Here is a 21,158-nt window from a genome sequence, read left to right as displayed (position 1 = left end):
ACCTGCACATATTTTATTTTGTTATTTGTTAAGTTGGGAGTTTTCCCATGACCAAAGAGAGTCAGAAAACGATTACCATAATAGCGTTGGCATTGATCCTGGCGGGGGTCGTTGCCTATGCGATTGTGAACGGAAACAACGTCAATGTCCTGATCAGCAAAGACGGGAAGATGGAGTTCACAGCAAATCGCGGTCAGTCCTTGATCGAGCTTTTGCATGAAGGTCTGGATCAGGTTGAACCTGCCGAGGGCGATACCGACGAAGAATTGAACCGAAAAGCATCGGAAAAGATGAAGCTGGCGGGCGCGCTCAGAACGCGGGGGTACTATAATATCCATGACCGGTCCCTTGGTGACGCAATCCGCGACCTGAACAAGGAAGACCCTTTATCAGAAGAGCTTCGCAGCGTGCTGTATAACCTCGAAGGTCCGTTTGCCTTGCCGGGAACACTGCGCGGGGCTGATTCCCGGATGTGGCTGGCGATCTCGGATTTGTATGACGGGCTGACGGCTGAACCCAGCAATGACAGCCAGTTGTTTGCGACGCTCTATACCAACTTTATCCAGCAAGAGACGATTTTCAGCCCGTTCAAACATGTGGTGGCGGCCACGGCCGAGATGCGCGGCGAGGATGAGACCGGCGTTCCCCAGGTCTATTCCTGCCCGGACAGTTTCCTGACGCCGGGCACAATTGTTCTGGTCCGACCGCTGGGCAATACATCCAACATCATGGAACAATTCACCGTCAGAAAAGACCCGCTCCGCCATCCCTGCACGGCAACGTCGCCGTTCGAGGTTCTGTCCGGCTCGAAATTGAAGCTTGGCTTCAACAAGGCGGCCTTTGATCAGCTGTTTCCGCCGCCCCTGGCGCAGCCCGAACAGTTTCTGGGCGGGGGCAATCTGTCGGTGGTGATCTATCCCCGCAATACACAGCCGACACGGTTTGTCGGGGTAACGCAGTAGGAGATGGGAATGAACAGTTTCTTGCGTGTTCTTGCGGTTTTCGCCGCCCTTCAGGCGATGGCCGTGACCAATGCGGTCGGCCAGACAACTCAGTGCATCTTTGATGGCGTTGTGCATGAAGAAGGGGATCGCGTTGGACCCTATACCTGTACCAATGGCAACTGGATTCTTTCAGACTAGGCATGGGCGGTGGATAAGAGGGTGCACCGGGGTTGCATTCTCTTATCTTGGCAGCTATATCGCACTCAACAGCGGCGTGTCGGGCTAGGGTCCGGGGCTCCACCGGAAAAGATCGACGGGCCGCGCGCCCGTTTTTTTGTGCCCGATTGAAGGGTAGAGAACCTGATGACAAACGACCTGATAGCCAAAGCTGCCATCGACCGGCGACTGGCCGAGATCATCACCCCTGTGATCGAGGATCTGGGGTACGAACTCGTCCGTATCCGCCTGATGAGCGGTAAGACCACCACGATGCAGATCATGGCCGACAAGCCTGAGGGCGGCATCGAAGTGGATGATTGCGCCGAGATTTCCAACGCCGTCAGCGCCACGCTGGATGTCGAGGACCCGATCCTGGACGCCTATACGCTTGAGGTGTCCAGCCCCGGCATCGATCGCCCACTGACCCGCCTCAAGGATTTCGAGACGTTCGAGGGGTACGAGGCCAAGATCGAAACCGCCGAACTGATCGACGGCCGCCGCCGGTTCAAGGGCGAATTGGCCGGGATCGAAGGGGATGAAGTTCTGATCAACATCCCCGAGGGCGATGAGACCATCACCATCGGTCTGCAATTCGACTGGCTGAGCGATGCCAAGCTGGTCCTGACCGATGACCTGATCAAGGAAATGCTGCGCCAGCGCAAAGACGCCGGTGCCCTGAACGAAAACGCTTTCGACGAGATTGAGACCGAAGGGTCCGAAGAGGAGACGAACTGATGGCAATCACCTCAGCCAACCAGCTGGAGCTGCTGCAGACCGCCGAGGCCGTGGCCCGCGAAAAGATGATCGACCCTGGTCTGGTTGTCGAAGCGATGGAGGAATCGCTCGCCCGTGCCGCCAAGAGCCGCTACGGCGCGGAAATGGACATCCGCGTATCCATCGACCGCAAGACCGGCAAGGCGACCTTCACCCGCGTCCGCACCGTGGTCGAGGATGAAGAGCTTGAGAACTATCAGGCCGAGATGACCGTCGAACAGGCGCGCCAGTATATGGAAGCGCCCGAAGTTGGTGACGTTTTCGTCGAAGAGGTTCCGCCGGTTGAAATGGGCCGTATCGCTGCCCAGTCCGCTAAGCAGGTGATTCTGCAGAAGGTCCGCGAAGCGGAACGTGACCGTCAGTACGAAGAATTCAAGGATCGTGCAGGCACCATCATCAACGGTGCGGTCAAACGCGAAGAATTCGGCAATGTCATCGTCGATCTGGGCGGTGCCGAGGCCGTTCTGCGCCGCAATGACAAGATCGGCCGCGAAAGCTATCGCCCGAATGACCGCGTGCGCGCCTATATCAAAGAGGTCCGCCGCGAGGTTCGTGGCCACCAGATCTTCCTGTCGCGCACCGCGCCGGAATTCATGGCCGAGCTGTTCAAGATGGAAGTGCCGGAAATCTATGACGGTATCATCGAGGTGAAGGCCGTGGCCCGCGACCCCGGTTCGCGCGCGAAGATTGCCGTGATTTCCTATGATGGCTCCATCGACCCCGTTGGTGCCTGCGTTGGTATGCGCGGCAGCCGCGTGCAGGCCGTTGTGAACGAGCTGCAGGGCGAAAAGATCGACATCATCCCGTGGAACGAAGATCAGCCGACCTTCCTGGTGAACGCGCTGCAGCCTGCCGAGGTCTCCAAGGTGGTTCTGGATGAAGAAGCCGGCAAGATCGAAGTTGTTGTCCCCGAGGAACAGTTGTCCCTCGCCATCGGTCGCCGCGGTCAGAACGTGCGTTTGGCCAGCCAGCTGACCAATCTGGACATCGACATCATGACCGAGGCCGAGGAATCGGCGCGTCGCCAGAAAGAGTTCGAAGCCCGCACCCAGCTGTTCATGGAAAGCCTGGATCTGGACGAATTCTTCGCGCAACTGCTGGTCTCGGAAGGGTTCACCAACCTTGAAGAGGTTGCCTATGTCGAGATCGACGAGCTGCTGGTGATCGACGGTGTCGATGAAGGCACCGCGCAGGAACTGCAGGCCCGCGCGCGTGACTTCCTTGAGGCGCAGGCCAAGGCCGCTCTGGACGCCGCGCGTGCGCTGGGCGCCGAGGACAGCCTTATTGAATTCGAAGGCCTGACACCCCAGATGGTAGAGGCGCTGGCCAAGGATGATGTGAAGACGCTGGAAGACTTTGCAACCTGCGCCGACTGGGAACTGGCCGGTGGCTGGACCACAGTCGATGGTGAGCGCATCAAGGATGATGGCGTGCTGGAGCCTTTCGGTGTGACACTGGAAGAGGCTCAGGATCTGGTCATGACAGCGCGCATCATGCTGGGCTGGGTTGATCCGGCTGAACTGGAACAGGCCGAAGAAGATGGCGACGTTGCAGAGGAGGAGGCCGAGGCCTGATCTCAGGGCCTCGGGTGGCTGACATGGGTCGCGGTGGCGTCCATAAGGATCGGTCCGAAGGGCCTGAGCGCAAGTGCATTGCCACGGGCGAGGTGCAGCCAAAATTCGGGCTGATCCGCTTTGTCACTGGCCCGGACGGTCAGGTCTATCCGGATGTCGCGGCGAAACTGCCGGGGCGCGGGGTCTATGTGGCGGCGGATCGTGCCGCTTTGGACAAGGCCGTTGGCAAGAAACTGTTTTCCCGCGGGTTCAAGGCGCAGGTCACTGTGCCCGCCGACCTGACCGCCGAGGTGGAAAAGCAGGTTGCGCGCCGGGTGATCGAGCTGTTGAGTCTGGCCCGCAAATCCGGTGATGCGGTTGCGGGCTATGAAAAGGTCAAGACGTGGCTGGACCGGGAAGAGGCCCAGGTGCTGATTCAGGCCTCTGATGGATCGGGGCGCGGCAAGTCGAAACTCAGCACGCCGCACTTTGGAAAATACATCGGTTGGCTGACTGCGGATGAATTAGGGCAGGCATTTGGGCGCCAAACCGTGATTCATGCGGCCTTGGCCTCTGGCGGACTCGCCAAACGTGTTGTAGAGGAAGCGCAGCGCCTGCGTGGCTTGCGCGAAACGGATGACGGCGGCAGGGGCCGCACGGAAGGGTAAGAAGCTTTATGAGCGATAATGACGGCAAAAAGACATTGGGTCTTCGTGGCGGGGCACGCCCCGGAAATGTGAAACAGAGTTTCAGCCACGGACGCACCAAGAATGTCGTGGTGGAAACCAAACGCAAACGCGTGGTGGTCCCCAAGCCGGGTGCCAGCAAGCCGAGTGGCGGTGCAACGCCTTCGGGTGATCCGTCGCGTCGTCCGGCAGGAATCTCGGATGCCGAAATGGCGCGCCGGATGAAGGCATTGCAAGCCGCAAAGGCGCGTGAGGTCGAAGAGGCTGCCGCCCGCGAGGCTGCTGAAAAGGCGCGGGAAGAAGAACGCGCCCGCCGCCGTGCCGAGCAAGAGGCCAAGGAGCGCGAACAGCGCGAGGCCGAAGAACGCGCCCGCGCCAAGGCCGAGGAAGAAGACCGCAAGCGCAAAGAGGCCGAAGAGGCCGCCAAACGAGCGGCGGCTGCCCCGGCGCCGGAAGAACCCAAAGCGGCCCGGGCTCCGGCAAGCAAACCGGCCCCCGCAGCGACCCCGCGCAAGCAGGATCGCGAGCGTGAACAGCGCGGTCGCGGCAAGGGCCGTGACGACAACCGCCGTTCGGGCAAGCTGACTCTGGGTCAGGCCACGGGTGGCGAAGGCAACCGCCAGCGTTCGATGGCGGCGATGAAGCGCAAGCAGGAGCGTGCGCGTCAGAAAGCCATGGGTGGCACGGTCGAGCGCGAAAAGGTAATCCGCGACGTGCAGCTGCCCGAGGCGATCATGGTCTCGGAACTGGCCAACCGTATGGCTGAACGTGTGGCTGACGTTGTCAAATCGCTGATGCAGATGGGCATGATGGTCACGCAGAACCAGACCATCGACGCCGACACCGCAGAACTGATCATCGAAGAGTTTGGCCACAAGGTCACCCGCGTCTCGGATTCGGACGTTGAAGACGTCATCAAAGAGGTCGAAGACAGCGACGAAGATCTGAAACCGCGTCCGCCGGTCATCACTATCATGGGTCACGTCGACCACGGCAAAACCTCGCTGCTGGATGCGATCCGCGATGCGCGGGTTGTGGCAGGCGAAGCCGGGGGCATCACCCAGCATATCGGCGCTTATCAGGTGAAAACCGATGGCGGCACCACGCTGACCTTCCTGGATACGCCGGGCCACGCGGCCTTTACCTCGATGCGCTCGCGCGGGGCTCAGGTGACGGATATCGTGGTTCTGGTTGTTGCTGCGGACGACGCTGTGATGCCGCAGACCATCGAGGCGATCAACCACGCCAAAGCGGCCGAAGTGCCGATGATCGTGGCGATCAACAAGGTCGACAAGCCGGATGCGAACCCGGACAAGGTGCGCACTGATCTGCTGCAGCACGAAGTCATCGTCGAGAAAATGTCGGGTGAAGTGCAGGACGTCGAAGTCTCTGCCATCACCGGCCAGGGTCTTGATGAACTTCTGGAAGCCATCGCGCTGCAGGCCGAGATTCTGGAACTGAAAGCCAACCCCGACCGCGCCGCCCAGGGTGCCGTGATCGAGGCGCAGCTGGATGTGGGCCGCGGCCCCGTCGCCACCGTTCTGGTTCAGAACGGCACGCTGCGTCAGGGCGATATCTTCGTTGTGGGTGAGCAGTACGGTAAGGTCCGTGCGCTGATCAACGACAAGGGCGACCGCGTCAAAGAAGCTGGCCCCTCGGTTCCGGTCGAGGTTCTGGGTCTGAACGGTACACCCGAAGCGGGCGACGTTCTGAACGTGACCGAGACCGAAGCGCAGGCCCGTGAAATCGCCGCCTATCGTGAGCAAGCCGCCAAGGACAAACGCGCTGCTGCTGGTGCCGCGACCACCCTTGAGCAGCTGATGCAGAAGGCCAAGGAAGACGAAAACGTCACCGAACTGCCGATTCTGATGAAAGCGGACGTGCAGGGTTCTGCCGAGGCCATCGTTCAGGCGATGGAAAAGATCGGCAACGACGAAGTGCGCGTGCGCGTTCTGCACTCGGGCGTTGGTGCGATCACCGAAACGGATGTCGGCCTTGCCGAAGCCTCGGGCGCTCCGATCTTTGGCTTCAACGTGCGTGCCAATGCTTCGGCCCGGAACACCGCAAACCAGAAGGGTGTCGAGATCCGTTACTACTCGGTGATCTATGACCTCGTGGACGACGTCAAAGCCGCCGCATCGGGCCTGCTGAGCGCCGAGATCCGCGAGAAGTTCATCGGTTACGCCGAGATCCGCGAAGTCTTCAAGGTCACAGGCGTCGGCAAAGTTGCCGGCTGTCTGGTCACCGAAGGCGTTGCCCGCCGCTCCGCAGGCGTCCGCCTGCTGCGCGACAACGTGGTGATCCACGAAGGCACGCTGAAGACGCTCAAGCGCTTCAAGGACGAAGTGGCCGAGGTTCAGTCGGGTCAGGAATGCGGTATGGCGTTCGAGAACTACGACGACATCCGCGCAGGCGACGTGATCGAGATCTTCGAACGCGAAGAGGTCACCCGCACGCTGGATTGATCCGGTCCTGCCTTAAAACCAAAAACAGCGGCCCTTTTGGGCCGCTTTTTTTGTGGATCGCTGAGAGCTTTTAGCGTTGATCGTGCGTCAGGTGCTTGGTCATTGAGACGGTGTTGGTGCTTCGGGACACCTCAACCCATCCCAGATGCTCGTACAGCCCAACGTTTTCGGGCATATCGACATGGGTGTTCAAACGCATCTCATCAAACCCCTGCCGTCTGGCCTCGGCTTCCGCAAGTTCGATCAGCTTCCGTCCCAATCCCTGCCCACCATGGTCGGGATGGACCGCCAGATTTGCCAGCTTGATGAAGCTGTCACTGGCAACAAGAACGATGCCGGCGATGATCTCATCGCCTTGCTCGGCGACCCAAACCTGATTATCCGCAATGTCCTCGGCGCAGCCCTCGGAAACTTTGGGTAAATCGGAGATCCTGTCGGCGTATTTGGCATAGGCCGCGTCAATGCAGGCTGCCAATCCACTGGCATCCTTCGCTTGTGCAGGCCGTATGGTGGGGGGGTGAGGTTTCAATTCGTTGCGTTGGAGTTGTTTCAGTTGTCTGATGTCATAGCCTGAAAAGCGGGGATTTTGAAGCTGACCGTAGTTGTATCAAAAGATGTTGGAATGGGCTTTCCGCAGAGGATCCGCATTCGCCAATAAGAAACACACGCCAGCTTTGCGAACAAAGCTGCCGATCACACTTTAAATGTCCCAACGCCTTCGAACTGTCTCACTTCTTGGGGCGACCATAGTACAGATTACGTACCTTCATTGTCAGACCATCCTTTGGCCAGGGTCGAAAAGGCGACTTTTTTCCGCTCTGCTTATAGGCAGTCCCGTAACCATTCAGCTTTGGACCCACTTGCCACTGTATCGGAGGACGCAAGTCCATTTTGTCTAAATGGCATTGTTGTTTCGCTTTGGTTCCACAGGCGGGAGGAATTGCATTCTGACCGTTCAGTGCAAAGATGCGTTTCCCTTCACAAAACACTTCCATGAAGCCGTCATTATTTTTTGACCATTTGACACGCATTTTAAATGACACCCATCGTCCGAAGCGGGACGGTGGAAAACACGTTCTGTCTTCGAATTTAGCGCCACCCGAGGAGTCAAGATGCAAGACGTAGATGTGGTTTTTTATCGTGTTAATCCGCTGCCATTCCATCAGCGTAAGTTTGCTTCTGGGAACGTTGCCTTTGCTATATCGAAACCCCGGCTTTATCCAAAAATCTAAACTGTTTTCCACCGTTTGGCCGAGTTTTGCATACTTTTTTGCGTTAATTTGCGATCGGATGTTTCCATTTTTGCAATCGCTTTCTCCTCGACCATCGCCGTAGTTCTTTGAGCTACATTGACCTGGCAAAAGCGTGAAAATAACTTCGTTACCATTCAGTTTTGGGCTGCTTCCTTGAAACGTTGCTTCCTTAAATCCCTTTGGCGTGTCAGCTGACACTGGAACCGTGAAATACAGAGGTAGTAACACCAACATGGTCAGCAATTTTTGCATTTGATACCCCCCTTCAACTCACTAAACTCGATCAATGTAGCGACGAGAACAAATGCAGGCAACGGACTACCGCCTGTCACTCGTTCTTGAAACTACAGAGCGAGCCCTTTGTGTTCGAACCGGGAATACCCAGTTTCACAAGTCATGTGGGGTTCAAAGTGGTTGCTTTGGTCTGTGGCGCAAGGACCAAATCCGTCTGCCGTCCAACACCTGTGACTATCGAGACACGGGCAAAAACGTCCCCGGATGCATGATGATATCGAAATGCTGCATCCCCTTCTTCAAATCAAAGCCAACCGAATGCCCGGCCTTGCGCAGTAACTCGGCGTAATCGCGGCTTTGGCGGATGAACTCGGGTGTATCCCGCTCGGCCACGGTCACGTGGTAGCGTGGGCCAGGGCGGGGCAGGTGGCGGATCGGGGACAGGTCGTTGACCTCGACCGGTGTCAGTTGCAGCGGGTCGTTTACCGGGGTCAGGCTGATCGGCTCCAGATCGTAGACCCCGCTGATCAGGATCACATCGCGTACCCGCAGCCCGGCGCGGGCCAGATCGTTGGCGGAACCCGCCATGACCATGCTGACCAGCTGGGCCCCGGCGCTGTGCCCTGACAAGGTGATCCGCGAGGGGTCAAACCCAAGTGTTTCGGCCTGTGCGGCCAGCCACAGCAACGCGTCGCGGCATTCTTCAACCATCTCGCCGATCCGAGCATCCGGGGCGAGCGTGTAATTCAACGTCGCAAAGGAGTGTTCGGCCTCGACCAGTGCCGGGGCCATTATCGCCGACTCGCGCTGGCTGAGTGCCTGCCAATAGCCGCCGTGAATGAACACATGCAGCGGTGCCCCGGCACCCTTTGCTGGAAAGAAATCCAGAACCTGCGTGGGGCTGTCGCCATAGGCGAGGTTTTCCCGCACCTCCATCTGCGCCCGATACTGCGCGCTCAGCGCCGCGTAGCTGTCCAGATAGGGCGTCAGGTCGCCGCCGATCATCGACCGGGGGGAATATTCCTGATCCAACTCGGTCTGAGTGAAACCCCGATACAGCATCTCTTACTCCTGATCCTTGTACATCAATTCGGTGCGCACATCGTAGAGATCATGGAAAAAGCGCAAATCCAAGGCCTTGCGCAGGAAAGAGACACCGCTGGACCCTCCGGTGCCGGGCTGGTTGCCGATCACCCGCTCGACCGCTGTGACGTGATCGAAGCGCCAGCGCTGGAACAGGGATTCCACATCCATCAGCTTTTCGGCCAACGCATACAGGTCCCAATACCGGTCCGTGTCGCGGAACACCTGCACCCAGATTTTCACCACACGGCTGTCGCCCGAATAGGGATGCGCAAAGTCGCGGTCCAGCAGGTCTTGCGGCACGTCGAACCCCTGACGGGCCAGCATGAACAGAACCTCATCGTACAGCGACGGCTTGGACAGGGCGGCATTCAGCACCTGCATGACCTTTTCGTCATGGGCGTGAACCTTCAGGGTCGAGGCATCCTTGTTGCCCAGAATGAACTCGATCTGGCGATAGCCATAGCTTTGAAAGCCTGACGAACTGCCAAGCGCCTGCCGAAAGGTCATGTAATCGGCCGGGGTCATGGTCAGCAGCGTCTCCCACGCGGCGATCAGTTGCCGTTGGATCGCCTTGACACGGTCGAGGTTCTTCATCGCCGGGCCAAACGCGTCCTGTTGCAGAAAGCCGCGCACCTCGACCAGTTGGTGATGCATCAGTTTCAGCCACAACTCGCTGACCTGATGGATGATGATGAACAGCATCTCATCCGGCTGCGCAGGGTCCTGAAAGGTCTTTTGCAGGTTCAGCAGGGTCTTGAGCTGCAGGAAATCACCGTAACTCTTGCGGTGGGTCTGCGCGAAATCGGTGACCAGAGTCTCTTCGATCCCGCGTTCCAGATACCTGTCCTTGTCGCTCATATGCGTCTCCCAACACCTGCGTTTCCCTATGTTTAGGGTCTGAATTGGCATGAGGCCAGAGCGTCAGGTCCAGTCCAGCACCACCTTGCCCGATTGGCCGGATTTCATTGCGGCAAAGCCTTCGGCAAAATCATCGACCTTCATCTGGTGCGTGATGACGCGGCTGACATCCAGACCGTTCTGCAACATGGCGATCATCTTGTACCAGGTCTCGAACATCTCGCGCCCGTAGACGCCCTTGATGGTGATGGCCTTGAACACGATCCGGGACCAGTCCACGGGGGATTTGCCGGGCGGGATGCCCAGCAGGGCGATCTTGCCGCCCATCACCAGCGCCTCGACCATCTGGTCCAGCGCGGCTTGCGAGCCGGACATTTCAAGACCCACGTCAAACCCCTGCGCCATGCCAAGCTCCGTGATGACGTCCTCCAGATCCTCCTTGGAAACATCGACGGGGCGCACGGTTGGCACCACATGCTCGGCCAGTTTCAGGCGGTCGGGGTTGATGTCAGTAATTACCACGTGCCGCGCGCCCGCATGGCGGGCAACGGCGGCGGCCATGATGCCGATGGGGCCTGCGCCAGTAATCAGCACATCCTCGCCCAGCAGATCGAAGCTGAGCGCGGTGTGTACGGCGTTGCCGAGCGGGTCGAGGATCGCCCCGATCTCGTCCGGTACATCGTCGGGCAGGGGGACCACGTTGAAGGCGGGCAGTTTCAGGTACTGCGCAAAGGCCCCCTGTTCGTTCACCCCAATGCCCCGCGTGCCGGGGTCGAGGTGGAACTTGCCCGCGCGGCTTTGGCGGCTGTCGGTGGTGATCAGGTGCCCTTCGCCCGAGCAGCGCTGACCGATCTCAAGCCCGGTCACGTTGCCGCCCATCTCGACGATCTCACCGGCAAATTCGTGGCCGGTGATCATCGGGATCGGCACCGTGGCGGCGGCCCAGTCGTCCCAGTTCCAGATATGGATATCGGTGCCGCAGATGCCGGTCTTGTTGACGCGGATCAGAACCTCGTCGGGGCCAATCTCAGGCACCGGGGCCTGCACCATCCACAACCCTTCCCCGGGTTTGGACTTTTCCAGTGCTTTCATTGTGTTGGGGCGCATCAAATCACCCCCAGTTCTTTGCCGACCTTGCCGAAGGCGGCCAAGGCGCGATCCAGATCGCCCTTGGTTAGAGCCGCATTCATCTGCGTCCTGATCCGCGCCTGCCCACGCGGGACAACGGGGAAAAAGAAGCCCGAGACATAGACGCCCTGGTCAAACAGGCGCGATGCCATCTCTTGCGCCAGCGTTGCCTCACCCAGCATCACCGGGATGATCGGGTGTTCGCCGGGCAGCAGATCGAAACCCAGTTTCTCCAGCCCCGCGCGCCAGTATTTCGCGTTGCCAAACAGTTGCTTGCGCAGCATGTCGCCCTGTTCGACCAGACGGATGGCCTCAAGCCCGGCAGCGACGATCGAAGGCGGCAGCGAGTTAGAGAACAGATAGGGCCGCGCCCGCTGCCGCAGCAGGTCGATCACCGGCTGCGGCCCAGCGATATAACCGCCGATTGCCCCCCCAAGTGCCTTGCCCAATGTTCCCGTCAGAATATCCACATCGACGCCGAAATGGTCCGGTGTTCCGGCCCCGTTCGGCCCCATGAAGCCGGTGGCGTGGCAGTCATCGACCATGACAATTGCGTCGTAATTATCGGCCAGTTCACGGATCTTCGGCAGGTTGGCCAGATAGCCATCCATCGAAAACACACCGTCAGTAGCGATCATGATATGCCGCGCCCCGTCCGTGCGCGCCTGTTTCAGCCAGGCTTCGAGGTCGTTCATGTCATTGTTCAGATAGCGATAGCGTTTCGCCTTGCACAGGCGCACCCCGTCGATGATCGAGGCATGGTTCAGGCTGTCTGAAATAATCGCGTCTTCAGGCCCTAACAAAGGCTCAAACAGCCCTCCGTTCGCGTCAAAGCAGGCGGCGAACAGGATCGCATCGTCCTTGTTTAGGAACTGCGCCAGCTTCTGTTCCAACTCACGGTGAATGTCCTGCGTACCGCAGATGAACCGGACCGAGGCCATGCCGAACCCTTTCGGCCCCATCGCGCCCTGGGCGGCCTCGATCAGCGCGGGGTGATCGGCCAGACCCAGATAATTGTTGGCGCACAGGTTGATGACCTGTTTGTCGCCCACAGTAATCTCACCGCCCTGAGGCGAGGTGATCATGCGCTCGCGCTTATACAGGCCTTCCGCTTCGATCTGCGCGAGGGTGTCCGTGATATGGGACAGGAATGCATCTGCCATGGCGGCCTCCGTTCAACCTGAGTCGCATATCTAACATAACGGAGGAATTTCCCAAATAGGGGAATTACAGTATGAAGGAAAAATATCCGTGAAGGCGGAAATTTGCCGGTTTCAAGCGTTCTTTACGATCAGGAAGACCCGGGCCGGTGCGCTGGCCGAGATGGAATGGGCGATATCTGCCGCATAGCGGGCAGTGTCGCCCTGTCTCAGCTCGGTTACGGCGCTGCCCGAGGTGACTTTGACCGCGCCGTCCAGCACGGTCAGTTGTTCACGCGCGCCGCGTGCGTGGGGCTGGCTGTTCAGCGCGCCGCCTGCGTCGAACTGAATGTCATAGACCTCGTGCCCGCCGGCCTCTTCTGGCGGGGACAGGATGCGGATACGGCAGTTCTGGCCCATATTGTCGATGCTGGGCACCTCGGATTTCCTGAGCACTTCGATCTGGTCGGCGGTCTTGGTCCCCTCCAAAAGACCGGCGAAATCCACCTGCAGCGCGCGGGTCAGATTCCACAGGGTCGAGATCGTGGGGCTGCTTTCGCCCCGTTCGATTTGGCTGACCATGGATCGCGAGACGCCGCTGAGATTGGCGACCGCTTCCAGCGACAGGCCCTTGGCCCGGCGCGCCTCTTTCAACCGCGCGGGCAGCAGGTTCAGGATATCGTCTGTGTTTTCCGTCATGACGGAATCCTTGCGGGTTGAGCGGACAGATGTCAATTCCGGCCGTGACGGGACGTCCTGCGCGACAGTATCTTTCTGCATGTGCATACTGCAGCCAAAATTCAGCAGGAGAGATCCATGACCGATATCGTAATCCTTGATGGTGCCCGCACCGCAATTGGCACCTTTGGCGGCGCCCTGGCCTCGACCGCGCCGATCGATCTGGCGACCGTGGCGACCGAGGCCGCGCTGGAGCGTTCGGGCGTCGAGGGTGCCCAGATCGGCAACTTGGTGTTTGGTCATGTGATCAACACCGAGCCGCGGGATATGTACCTGTCGCGCGTCGCAGCGATGCAGGCCGGTATTCCGAATGGCACACCTGCGATGAACGTGAACCGTCTGTGCGGGTCCGGCGCGCAGGCGATTGTTTCGGCGGTTCAGTCGCTGATGCTGGGCGATGCCGAATTTGCCGTCGCGGGCGGGGCCGAAAGCATGTCGCGCAGCCCGTATATCGTGCCGCAGGCGCGCTGGGGCGCGAAGATGGGCGACATTTCCTCGCAAGACATGATGCTGGGCGCGCTGAACTGCCCGTTTGGCACCGGCCATATGGGTGTGACGGCCGAGAACGTGGCTGACGAACATCAGATCAGCCGCGAGCAGATGGATGAGTTCGCCATGGCCAGCCAAACCCGCGCGGCAGCGGCGATTGAGGCCGGTCTGTTCGACAGCCAGATCGCCCCGGTGCAGGTGAAGGTCAAGCGCGACATGGTTGACTTCAAGGTGGACGAGCACCCCAAGGCGACCTCGCTTGAGGTGCTGGCCGGGCTGCGTCCGGTGTTCAAGAAGGATGGACGGGTGACGGCGGGCAACGCCTCGGGCATCAATGACGGTGCGGCGGCGATGGTGCTGGCAACGGCGGATGCGGCTGAAAAGGCCGGTCTGAAGCCCAAAGCCCGCGTGTTGGGCTACGCCCATGCTGGCGTTCGCCCCGAAGTGATGGGCATCGGCCCGGTCCCGGCGGTTCAGAACCTGCTGAAAAAGACCGGCCTGTCGGCCGAGGGTTTCGACGTCATCGAAAGCAACGAGGCGTTTGCTTCGCAGGCGCTGGCCGTCAATCAGGAACTTGGACTGGATGCGTCGAAGGTTAACCCGAACGGCGGCGCAATTGCGCTGGGTCACCCGGTGGGTGCAACCGGTGCGATTATCACTCTGAAGGCGCTTTATGAGCTGGAGCGCACAGGTGGGTCCAAAGGTCTGATCACCATGTGCATTGGTGGTGGTCAGGGGATCGCCATCGCCATCGAGCGGCTTTGATCTGAAGCCGGGCAGGGGGGCTGTCTGCCCCCCATCGCGCCCTGGCGCGATTCCCCCCGAGGATATTTCTGGCCAGATGAAGCGGGCGGGTTGGTTTTAGCTGAGCGCGTTGAGCAGCAAGACAAGCGCCGCGCCTGCTGCGGCGCCTATGGTTGCCGGTAGGGCGGCGGACCAAAGCGGCGATTTTTGGGGTTCGTCTTTTTGCGTCTGGGCGATCAGGGCGTTTTCGACCAGTGATGGCAGGCGCGGGCCGAACCGGGCCAGTACCATTGCCGTCTTGCCGAAATCTCGCAACGCCGCGCGGGGACCGATGGATTGCTTGATGTAATCCTCGACCACGGGACGGGCGGTTTCCCAGATGTTCATATGTGGGTCTAGTGAGCGGGCCACACCCTCAACGACGACCATGGTGCGCTGCAGCAAGATCAGTTCGGTCCGGGTTTCCATGCCAAAGCGCTCGGTGACTTCGAACAGGTAGTTCAGCAGGCGGCCCATCGATATGTGCGAGGCGTCCATGCCGAAGATCGGTTCACCCACCGCGCGCAGGGCGCGGGCGAATTCATCGACATCCCGGTCGGCGGGGACGTATCCGGCCTCGAAATGAACTTCGGCCACACGTTTATAGTCGCGGCGGATGAAGCCAAAGAGGATCTCGGCATAGACCCGGCGGGTATATTCGTCGATATGGCCCATGATGCCGTAGTCATAGGCGATGATGTCCCCGTTCGCGGCGACCTTGAGGTTGCCCTGATGCATATCGGCGTGAAAAAATCCGTCGCGCAGGGCGTGCAGCAGGAACATGCGCAACACGCGTTCCGCCAAATCGCGGCGGTTGTGGCCTGCGGCGTCGAGCGCGTCGTTGTCGCCCAGCGGGATGCCATCCGCCCAGCTGAGTGTCATCACCCGCCGCGCCGACAGCGACCATACCACCGGGGGTAGCCAGAAGCCTGCGTCGTCTTTGGTGTTGGCGGCGTATTCCGAGGCGGCGGCGCTTTCCAGACGCAGGTCCAGTTCGCCACGCACCACGCCGTCGAAATGTTCGATGACCTCCATGGGCCGCAGGCGGCGCGCGCCGGGGGCGAACAATTGCACAATGCGGGCGGCGAAATAGAAGGCGTCCACATCCTTGCGGAAGGCGCGTTCGATCCCCGGGCGCAGGACCTTGACGGCGACGTCTTCGCCGGTGCTGACCAGCTTGGCCTTGTGGACCTGCGCGATGGAGGCGGCAGCGATCGGTTCGCTGAAATCGCTGAATATCTCGGCGACGGGCTGGCCCAGTTCCTTTTCAACCTCGGCCAAGGCCTCGGATTTGGAAAAGGGCGGTAGCTTGTCCTGAAGAACGCGCAACTGAGCGGCCAGTTCATTGCCCACCACATCGGGTCGGGTGGACAAGACCTGCCCGAACTTGATGTAGGCCGGACCCAAGGCGGTAAGGGCGCGGGTGGCGGGTGGCATATCCGGGTCGCCCTTGTAGCCCAGCCACTGGAAAGGTTTGCCCAAAGCATGGGCCACGAAACGCAGCGATTTGGGCGCCTCGAACGCATCCAGCACCACGTTCATGGCGCCTGTGCGCTCCAAAGTGGCGCCTGTGCGGATCAGACGAATAATGTTGTGAGGACCGCGCATCTAGATTTTCCAGCCGGAATGCAACGCGGCAATGCCCATGCTCAGGTTGCGGTACTTGGCGTTCTCGAACCCGGCGATGCGGACCATGTTCAGGAACGTCTCCTGATCGGGGAACTTGCGGATCGATTCCACAAGATACTGATAGCTGTCGTAGTCATTGGCGATCAGCTTGCCCATACGTGGGATGACGTTGAAACTGTAGAGGTCATAGAGCTTTTGCAGCCCGTCATTCGGCAACTGGCTGAATTCCAGCACCATCAGGCGGCCACCGGGTTTCAGCACTCGGTAGGCCTCGTTCAACGCCTCTTGTGGGCGGGTCACGTTCCGAATGCCGAACGAGATGGTGTAGACATCAAAGGTGTTGTCCTCGAAAGGCAGCGCCATCGCATCGCCCACAACCCAATTCAGGCTATCGGACATCTGGTCGGCTTCGGCACGCTGTCGGCCTTCGACCAGCATCGGCTCAGTCAGGTCCAGAACGGTGGCGTGGCCGTGGCCCGCGCGTTTGAGGAAGCGGAAGGAAATATCTCCGGTCCCGCCTGCCACGTCCAGCAGGCGCTGACCGGGGCGCGGGGCCAGCCAGTCCATCATTGCGTCTTTCCAGACCCGGTGGATGCCCATCGACATGACATCGTTCATCACGTCATATTTCGAGGCGACCGAGTTGAACACGCCCTGCACGCGCCCGGCCTTGTCAGCCTCGCGCACGGTTTCGAACCCGAAATGAGTGGTCTTGTCGTTGGTGTCGGACATTTGCCTTGCCGTTCGTCGAATTTCGCCTCTGTTATAGGGCCATAAGAAGCGGGCACAATGCGGCCCTTTGGAATAGGAGCCATCTAATGCCCGAATTGCCCGAGGTCGAGACAGTAAGACGCGGCCTGAGCCCGGCAATGGAAGGGGTGGTGATCGAGCGCGCGGATGTAAACCGACCCGATCTGCGCTGGCCTTTCCCGGATCGGATGGCCGAACGGCTGACCGGGCAGCGGGTAGAGCGGTTGCGGCGGCGGTCGAAATACATTCTGGCCGATCTCAGCAGCGGTGAGACGTTGCTTATTCACTTGGGCATGTCCGGGCGGATGACGGTTTCGGGCGATCCGCTGGGGCAGTTTGTGCATGACCATCCTGCGGCGCAAAAACACGACCATGTTGTATTTCACATGGCCAACGGTGCGCGCGTCACCTTCAACGACCCGCGCCGGTTCGGGGCGATGGACCTGCTGCCGACGGCCACCGCCGAGGCACATAAGCTGCTGGCGGTTCTGGGGCCGGAACCGTTGGGGAATGATTTCCACGAACAGCACCTGATCGACGCGTTCAGGGGCAAGAACACACCTGTGAAATCCGCCCTGCTGGACCAGGGAATCGTTGCCGGGTTGGGGAATATTTACGTCTGCGAGGCTTTGTATCGCGGAAAGGTGTCGCCACGTCGCAAAGCGGGGCAAATTTCTTCGGCACGTGTCTCGGGTCTTGTGCCGATCATCCGGCAGGTGTTGCAGGACGCCATCGACGCAGGCGGATCCTCGCTTCGCGATTTCCGCCAAGCCGATGGAGAACTTGGATATTTTCAGCACAGCTTTGATGTCTACGGGCGCGAAGGCGAACCCTGTCGGACCGAAGGGTGTAGCGCCCGGATCAAGAGAATCACCCAGTCCGGTCGCTCAACTTTCTATTGCGCGCAATGCCAAAGATAACTTGATCCAGCTTTTGCGCGTGATAATGACTCGTATCTGAACGGAACAACCGGAAGCTTTCACCTCATGGCTTTTGAGACGATCATCGTCGAAATCGAAGACCACGTCGCCCTTATCAAGCTCAACCGACCGGACGCGATGAACGCGCTGAACACTCAGCTGCTGGGTGAGTTGTGCGATGCGCTGGAAGACGCTGACCGCAACGACAAGGTGCGCTGCATCGTGATCACCGGCTCGGACAAAGCCTTTGCCGCTGGTGCGGACATCAAGGAAATGTCCGAGATGAGCTTTGTCGATGTGTTCAACACCAATCTGTTTGCTGACGCCAACGACCGCGTTACAGCTATCCGCAAGCCAATCATCGCCGCCGTTGCGGGATATGCGCTGGGCGGGGGCTGCGAACTGGCGATGATGTGTGATTTCATCATTGCCGCCGATACCGCCAAATTCGGCCAGCCCGAGATCAATCTGGGCGTCATCGCAGGCTTGGGGGGCACGCAGCGTCTGACACGCTTTGTGGGCAAGTCGAAAGCGATGGACATGAACCTGACCGGCCGCTTCATGGACGCCGAAGAGGCCGAGCGCGCAGGTCTTGTCAGCCGCGTGGTCCAGGCCAAGAAGCTGATTGAAGAGGCGATGGGCGCAGCCCAGAAGATTGCCGAGAAATCCCAGCTGACCGCGATCGCCGCCAAGGAGGCCGTGAACCGCAGCTATGAATTGCCGCTGAACGAAGGGATGCTGTTCGAGCGTCGCGTCTTCCATTCGATGTTTGCGACCGAAGACCAGAAAGAGGGTATGGCCGCCTTCCTGGAAAAACGCGCAGCCCAGTTCCGCGACAAGTAAACCAGCGTAGCATTCGAAACAGGCGGGCCCGGCCCGCCTTTTTTCATGGCCGCTATGCGCCGGTAAAGAATCGGCTTGGCAAAGACCGCAAACTTGGATAACTAGCGCCGCTATACATGCGCGTGCGGCCCGCCTGGCCCGACTCACACTCGTGATTTCTGATCCGGTGCGGATATGTCCGTGGCGCGCAACCCAAGATAACCGTACCGAACAAAGGTCAAGAAACACATGGCTAACTCGCCCCAGGCAAAGAAGCGCGCACGTCAGAACGAAAAGCGTTTCGCCGTTAACAAAGCGCGCCGTTCGCGCATCCGCACCTACCTGCGCAAAGTTGAAGAAGCGATCGCATCCGGCGACAAGGACGCGGCCACCGCAGCCCTGCGCGCCGCTCAGCCCGAGCTGATGCGCGGCGTCACCAAAGGCGTCTTCCACAAGAACACCGCAGCCCGCAAAATGTCGCGCCTGTCGGCCCGCGTCAAAGCGCTGGGCTAAGCTTTTTGGGTGACCTAGGGTCATGTCAGAAAGGCTGAACTAATTTGAAAGGCGTCGCGGGCAGCGGCGCCTTTTTCACGTGTTGCCGGAATACCGCGCCCTCACGAAACCGAGAGATTCTTTCGGCCAAAGAGCCGAGTCAATATCAGAGTTTCGTTGCCGCGACCCATTTCATCTTGCTACCACTGTTACAGCGATTCACTCGCTTGGGGGGACAGGCTGTTTCCTCGGTCAGACTGACGGGCATCAGGATGATTGAGGAGCTAGCGTCGTTGACCGGCCTTGGCCGGGCTGCCGATCTGCCATGGATCTCGGGATAACCGCTGATCCGGGCCCTGTCTAAAAAAATGTGTTTGCGATGTGCCACCCGGTTTGCCGGACGCTGTTGTTTTGTTTGGCGTCTGAACCTGGCAGTACTGACATTCGGGCGAATAACCCGCCGGACTACTCGGTCCGGCGCACCGTATCCCTGTGCGTGTGTTTTCGTAATCCGGGTTACCGGATCCGTATGAATAAGGCCGACAGGCCAATAAAGAATGGGATGCGTGAGGCGCTTGATGACACAAGAGAAATGGGGACTACTGCGTAATAAATTGCTTAAGGTGATTGGCCGGAACAACTACACGACCTGGATCGAACCGCTGGAGTTCGAAGAGCTGCAGGACGGTGTGGCGGTTTTTTCGGTGCCGACGAACTTTATGGGCAATTACGTAAGCCAAAACTTTGCCGACCTCATTTTGTATGAACTGAACACGTCGGGCGAATCCGTGCAGCGCCTGGATTTCCGTGTTGCCGCAAATACGCCGGCGCGCCCCAATCCCGTTGCGCGCCCAAAGGCCGACCCCGAGCCCGTGGCAGAAGCGCCCGCCACCAGATCAGATGTTGCGCAGGAGGCCTTGGATTCCCTTCAGGCCGCACCGCTGGATGCGCGCTTTACTTTTGACAGCTTTGTCGTCGGCAAGCCGAACGAATTGGCCCATGCCGCTGCGCGCCGCGTCTCGGAGGGCGGGCCGGTGACGTTCAACCCGCTGGTCCTGTATGGGGGTGTCGGTCTGGGTAAGACGCACCTGATGCACGCCATTGCGTGGGAGTTGAAAACCAAGCATCCCGAACTGAATGTGCTGTACCTGTCGGCGGAACAGTTCATGTACCGCTTTGTTCAGGCCCTGCGCGAGCGTCGGATGATGGATTTCAAACATCTGTTCCGTTCGGTCGATGTGCTGATGGTCGATGACGTGCAGTTCATCGCCGGGAAGGATTCGACGCAGGAGGAATTCTTCCACACATTCAACGCGCTGGTCGATCAGAACAAGCAGATCATCATCTCGGCCGACCGCGCCCCCGGTGAAATCAAGGATCTGGAAGAGCGCGTGAAGTCGCGCCTGCAATGTGGTCTGGTCGTTGATCTGCACCCGACCGATTATGAACTGCGTCTGGGCATCCTGCAGAACAAGGTGCAGCAGCATATCAGCACCTATCCGGATCTGGTTATCGCGGATGGCGTGCTTGAATTCCTCGCCCATCGCATCTCGACCAATGTTCGGGTGCTGGAAGGCGCGTTGACGCGTCTCTTTGCCTTCGCCTCGCTGGTCGGGCGTGAGATCGATATGGAATTGACGCAGGATTGTCTGGCCGATGTGCTGCGCGCATCGGAGCGCAAGATCACCGTCGAAGAGATTCAGCGCAAAGTCTCGGATTATTACAACATTCGTCTGTCCGACATCATCGGTCCGAAACGCCTGCGGTCTTACGCGCGTCCGCGTCAGGTGGCGATGTATCTGTGCAAGCAGCTGACCAGCCGGTCCCTGCCCGAGATCGGGCGCCGCTTTGGCGGGCGCGACCACACCACGGTCATGCATGGTGTCAAACGCATCGAAGAGCTGAAAGTGACGGATGGCCAGATCGCGGAAGACGTGGAAATGCTGCGTCGCGCGCTGGAAGCCTGAGGTTTACCCCTAAAACCACTCAGAGACGCCTCGGGACTTGGGTTCCGGGGCGTTTTCTTGTGCGCAATTGTCCACGGTCGCGGATGAACTGTGTCCACAGCACAACGCGCCCCTTGACCGAATGGGTTTTCCAACCCAGAAATCCGTAAAAAATCCTTGTGCCTCAGGGCTGAACCGCTAACGTGCCAGTCCCGCCCATTTCGGCACTTAAGTCAGAGGAATTGAGGGT

20 protein-coding genes are annotated in these 21,158 nt (G+C 59.5%); 11 read left to right on the top strand and 9 right to left on the bottom strand.

The window, feature by feature from the left end; genetic code table 11:
• The first annotated feature begins 47 nt into the window (after positions 1-47).
• From ACR0C9_RS19780 to infB, 6 genes are all read left to right on the top strand, one after another.
• Positions 48-962 carry a hypothetical protein gene (locus tag ACR0C9_RS19780; RefSeq protein WP_170455766.1) on the top strand — a complete coding sequence of 305 codons (915 nt, stop codon included), beginning with the start codon at positions 48-50 and terminating at the stop codon, positions 960-962.
• 9 nt (positions 963-971) lie between these two features.
• Positions 972-1,142, top strand: a complete 171-nt coding sequence (locus ACR0C9_RS19775; protein ID WP_170455764.1) for a hypothetical protein — start codon at positions 972-974, stop codon at positions 1,140-1,142.
• Between the two features lie 165 nt (positions 1,143-1,307).
• The gene (gene rimP / locus ACR0C9_RS19770; RefSeq protein WP_170455762.1) at positions 1,308-1,898 is read left to right on the top strand and encodes a ribosome maturation factor RimP; all 591 of its coding nucleotides are present in this window, start codon (positions 1,308-1,310) and stop codon (positions 1,896-1,898) included.
• The gene (gene nusA / locus ACR0C9_RS19765) at positions 1,898-3,511 is read left to right on the top strand and encodes a transcription termination factor NusA (RefSeq protein WP_170455760.1); all 1,614 of its coding nucleotides are present in this window, start codon (positions 1,898-1,900) and stop codon (positions 3,509-3,511) included. The genes rimP and nusA overlap by 1 nt, the downstream gene beginning before the upstream one ends.
• 23 nt (positions 3,512-3,534) lie before the next feature.
• Complete coding sequence (locus ACR0C9_RS19760) at positions 3,535-4,158, top strand: RNA-binding protein (protein ID WP_170455757.1); 624 nt, start codon at positions 3,535-3,537, stop codon at positions 4,156-4,158.
• Positions 4,159-4,166: 8 nt separating this feature from the next.
• Positions 4,167-6,641, top strand: coding sequence for a translation initiation factor IF-2 (infB, locus tag ACR0C9_RS19755; protein ID WP_170455755.1), 2,475 nt, complete (start codon positions 4,167-4,169; stop codon positions 6,639-6,641).
• Positions 6,642-6,711: 70 nt separating this feature from the next.
• On the opposite strand, the gene ACR0C9_RS19750 is transcribed toward infB, so the two are convergent.
• The 7 genes from ACR0C9_RS19750 to ACR0C9_RS19720 form a co-directional block, all read right to left on the bottom strand.
• Positions 6,712-7,116, bottom strand: coding sequence for a GNAT family N-acetyltransferase (locus tag ACR0C9_RS19750; protein WP_480586006.1), 405 nt, complete (start codon positions 7,114-7,116; stop codon positions 6,712-6,714).
• Between the two features lie 253 nt (positions 7,117-7,369).
• Positions 7,370-8,146 carry a hypothetical protein gene (locus tag ACR0C9_RS19745; protein WP_480781866.1) on the bottom strand — a complete coding sequence of 259 codons (777 nt, stop codon included), beginning with the start codon at positions 8,144-8,146 and terminating at the stop codon, positions 7,370-7,372.
• Between the two features lie 216 nt (positions 8,147-8,362).
• Positions 8,363-9,190: an alpha/beta hydrolase gene (locus ACR0C9_RS19740; RefSeq protein ID WP_170455749.1), complete on the bottom strand. Its 828-nt coding sequence runs from the start codon at positions 9,188-9,190 to the stop codon at positions 8,363-8,365.
• 3 nt (positions 9,191-9,193) lie between these two features.
• Entirely contained in the window at positions 9,194-10,072 is an 879-nt protein-coding gene (locus ACR0C9_RS19735; RefSeq protein WP_170455747.1) for a tryptophan 2,3-dioxygenase, read from the bottom strand.
• A gap of 63 nt (positions 10,073-10,135) precedes the next feature.
• Positions 10,136-11,164 carry an L-threonine 3-dehydrogenase gene (gene tdh / locus ACR0C9_RS19730; RefSeq protein ID WP_480586118.1) on the bottom strand — a complete coding sequence of 343 codons (1,029 nt, stop codon included), beginning with the start codon at positions 11,162-11,164 and terminating at the stop codon, positions 10,136-10,138.
• A gap of 14 nt (positions 11,165-11,178) precedes the next feature.
• Complete coding sequence (locus tag ACR0C9_RS19725; protein WP_480781865.1) at positions 11,179-12,363, bottom strand: glycine C-acetyltransferase; 1,185 nt, start codon at positions 12,361-12,363, stop codon at positions 11,179-11,181.
• Between the two features lie 111 nt (positions 12,364-12,474).
• A complete protein-coding gene (locus ACR0C9_RS19720; RefSeq protein ID WP_170634446.1) occupies positions 12,475-13,038 on the bottom strand; it encodes an XRE family transcriptional regulator in 564 nt (187 codons plus the stop codon).
• Between the two features lie 117 nt (positions 13,039-13,155).
• On the opposite strand from ACR0C9_RS19720, the gene ACR0C9_RS19715 reads away from it, so the two are divergent.
• Positions 13,156-14,331 (top strand): acetyl-CoA C-acyltransferase family protein, encoded by a 1,176-nt coding sequence (locus tag ACR0C9_RS19715; protein WP_480781864.1) that lies wholly within the window; start codon positions 13,156-13,158, stop codon positions 14,329-14,331.
• 96 nt (positions 14,332-14,427) lie between these two features.
• Here ACR0C9_RS19715 and ubiB read toward each other — a convergent pair whose 3' ends face one another.
• Positions 14,428-15,957: a 2-polyprenylphenol 6-hydroxylase gene (gene ubiB / locus ACR0C9_RS19710; RefSeq protein WP_480781863.1), complete on the bottom strand. Its 1,530-nt coding sequence runs from the start codon at positions 15,955-15,957 to the stop codon at positions 14,428-14,430.
• Positions 15,958-16,710 (bottom strand): bifunctional demethylmenaquinone methyltransferase/2-methoxy-6-polyprenyl-1,4-benzoquinol methylase UbiE, encoded by a 753-nt coding sequence (ubiE, locus tag ACR0C9_RS19705; RefSeq protein ID WP_480781862.1) that lies wholly within the window; start codon positions 16,708-16,710, stop codon positions 15,958-15,960. It lies immediately after the preceding gene.
• 86 nt (positions 16,711-16,796) lie between these two features.
• Between ubiE and mutM the strand changes: the two genes are divergently transcribed.
• The 4 genes from mutM to dnaA all read left to right on the top strand — a co-directional run bounded on the left by mutM (position 16,797) and on the right by dnaA (position 20,929).
• Complete coding sequence (gene mutM, locus ACR0C9_RS19700) at positions 16,797-17,648, top strand: bifunctional DNA-formamidopyrimidine glycosylase/DNA-(apurinic or apyrimidinic site) lyase (RefSeq protein ID WP_170624741.1); 852 nt, start codon at positions 16,797-16,799, stop codon at positions 17,646-17,648.
• Between the two features lie 66 nt (positions 17,649-17,714).
• The gene (locus ACR0C9_RS19695) at positions 17,715-18,491 is read left to right on the top strand and encodes an enoyl-CoA hydratase (protein ID WP_170624739.1); all 777 of its coding nucleotides are present in this window, start codon (positions 17,715-17,717) and stop codon (positions 18,489-18,491) included.
• 228 nt (positions 18,492-18,719) lie between these two features.
• Positions 18,720-18,983 (top strand): 30S ribosomal protein S20, encoded by a 264-nt coding sequence (gene rpsT, locus ACR0C9_RS19690; RefSeq protein ID WP_039541017.1) that lies wholly within the window; start codon positions 18,720-18,722, stop codon positions 18,981-18,983.
• A gap of 557 nt (positions 18,984-19,540) precedes the next feature.
• Positions 19,541-20,929: a chromosomal replication initiator protein DnaA gene (dnaA, locus tag ACR0C9_RS19685; RefSeq protein ID WP_170455729.1), complete on the top strand. Its 1,389-nt coding sequence runs from the start codon at positions 19,541-19,543 to the stop codon at positions 20,927-20,929.
• Positions 20,930-21,158: the final 229 nt, after the last annotated feature.

It is taken from the genome of Ruegeria sp. C12, assembly GCF_056537745.1.
Note: the sequence above shows the minus strand (reverse complement) of the source record. Positions and strands in the feature narration are given on the sequence as shown.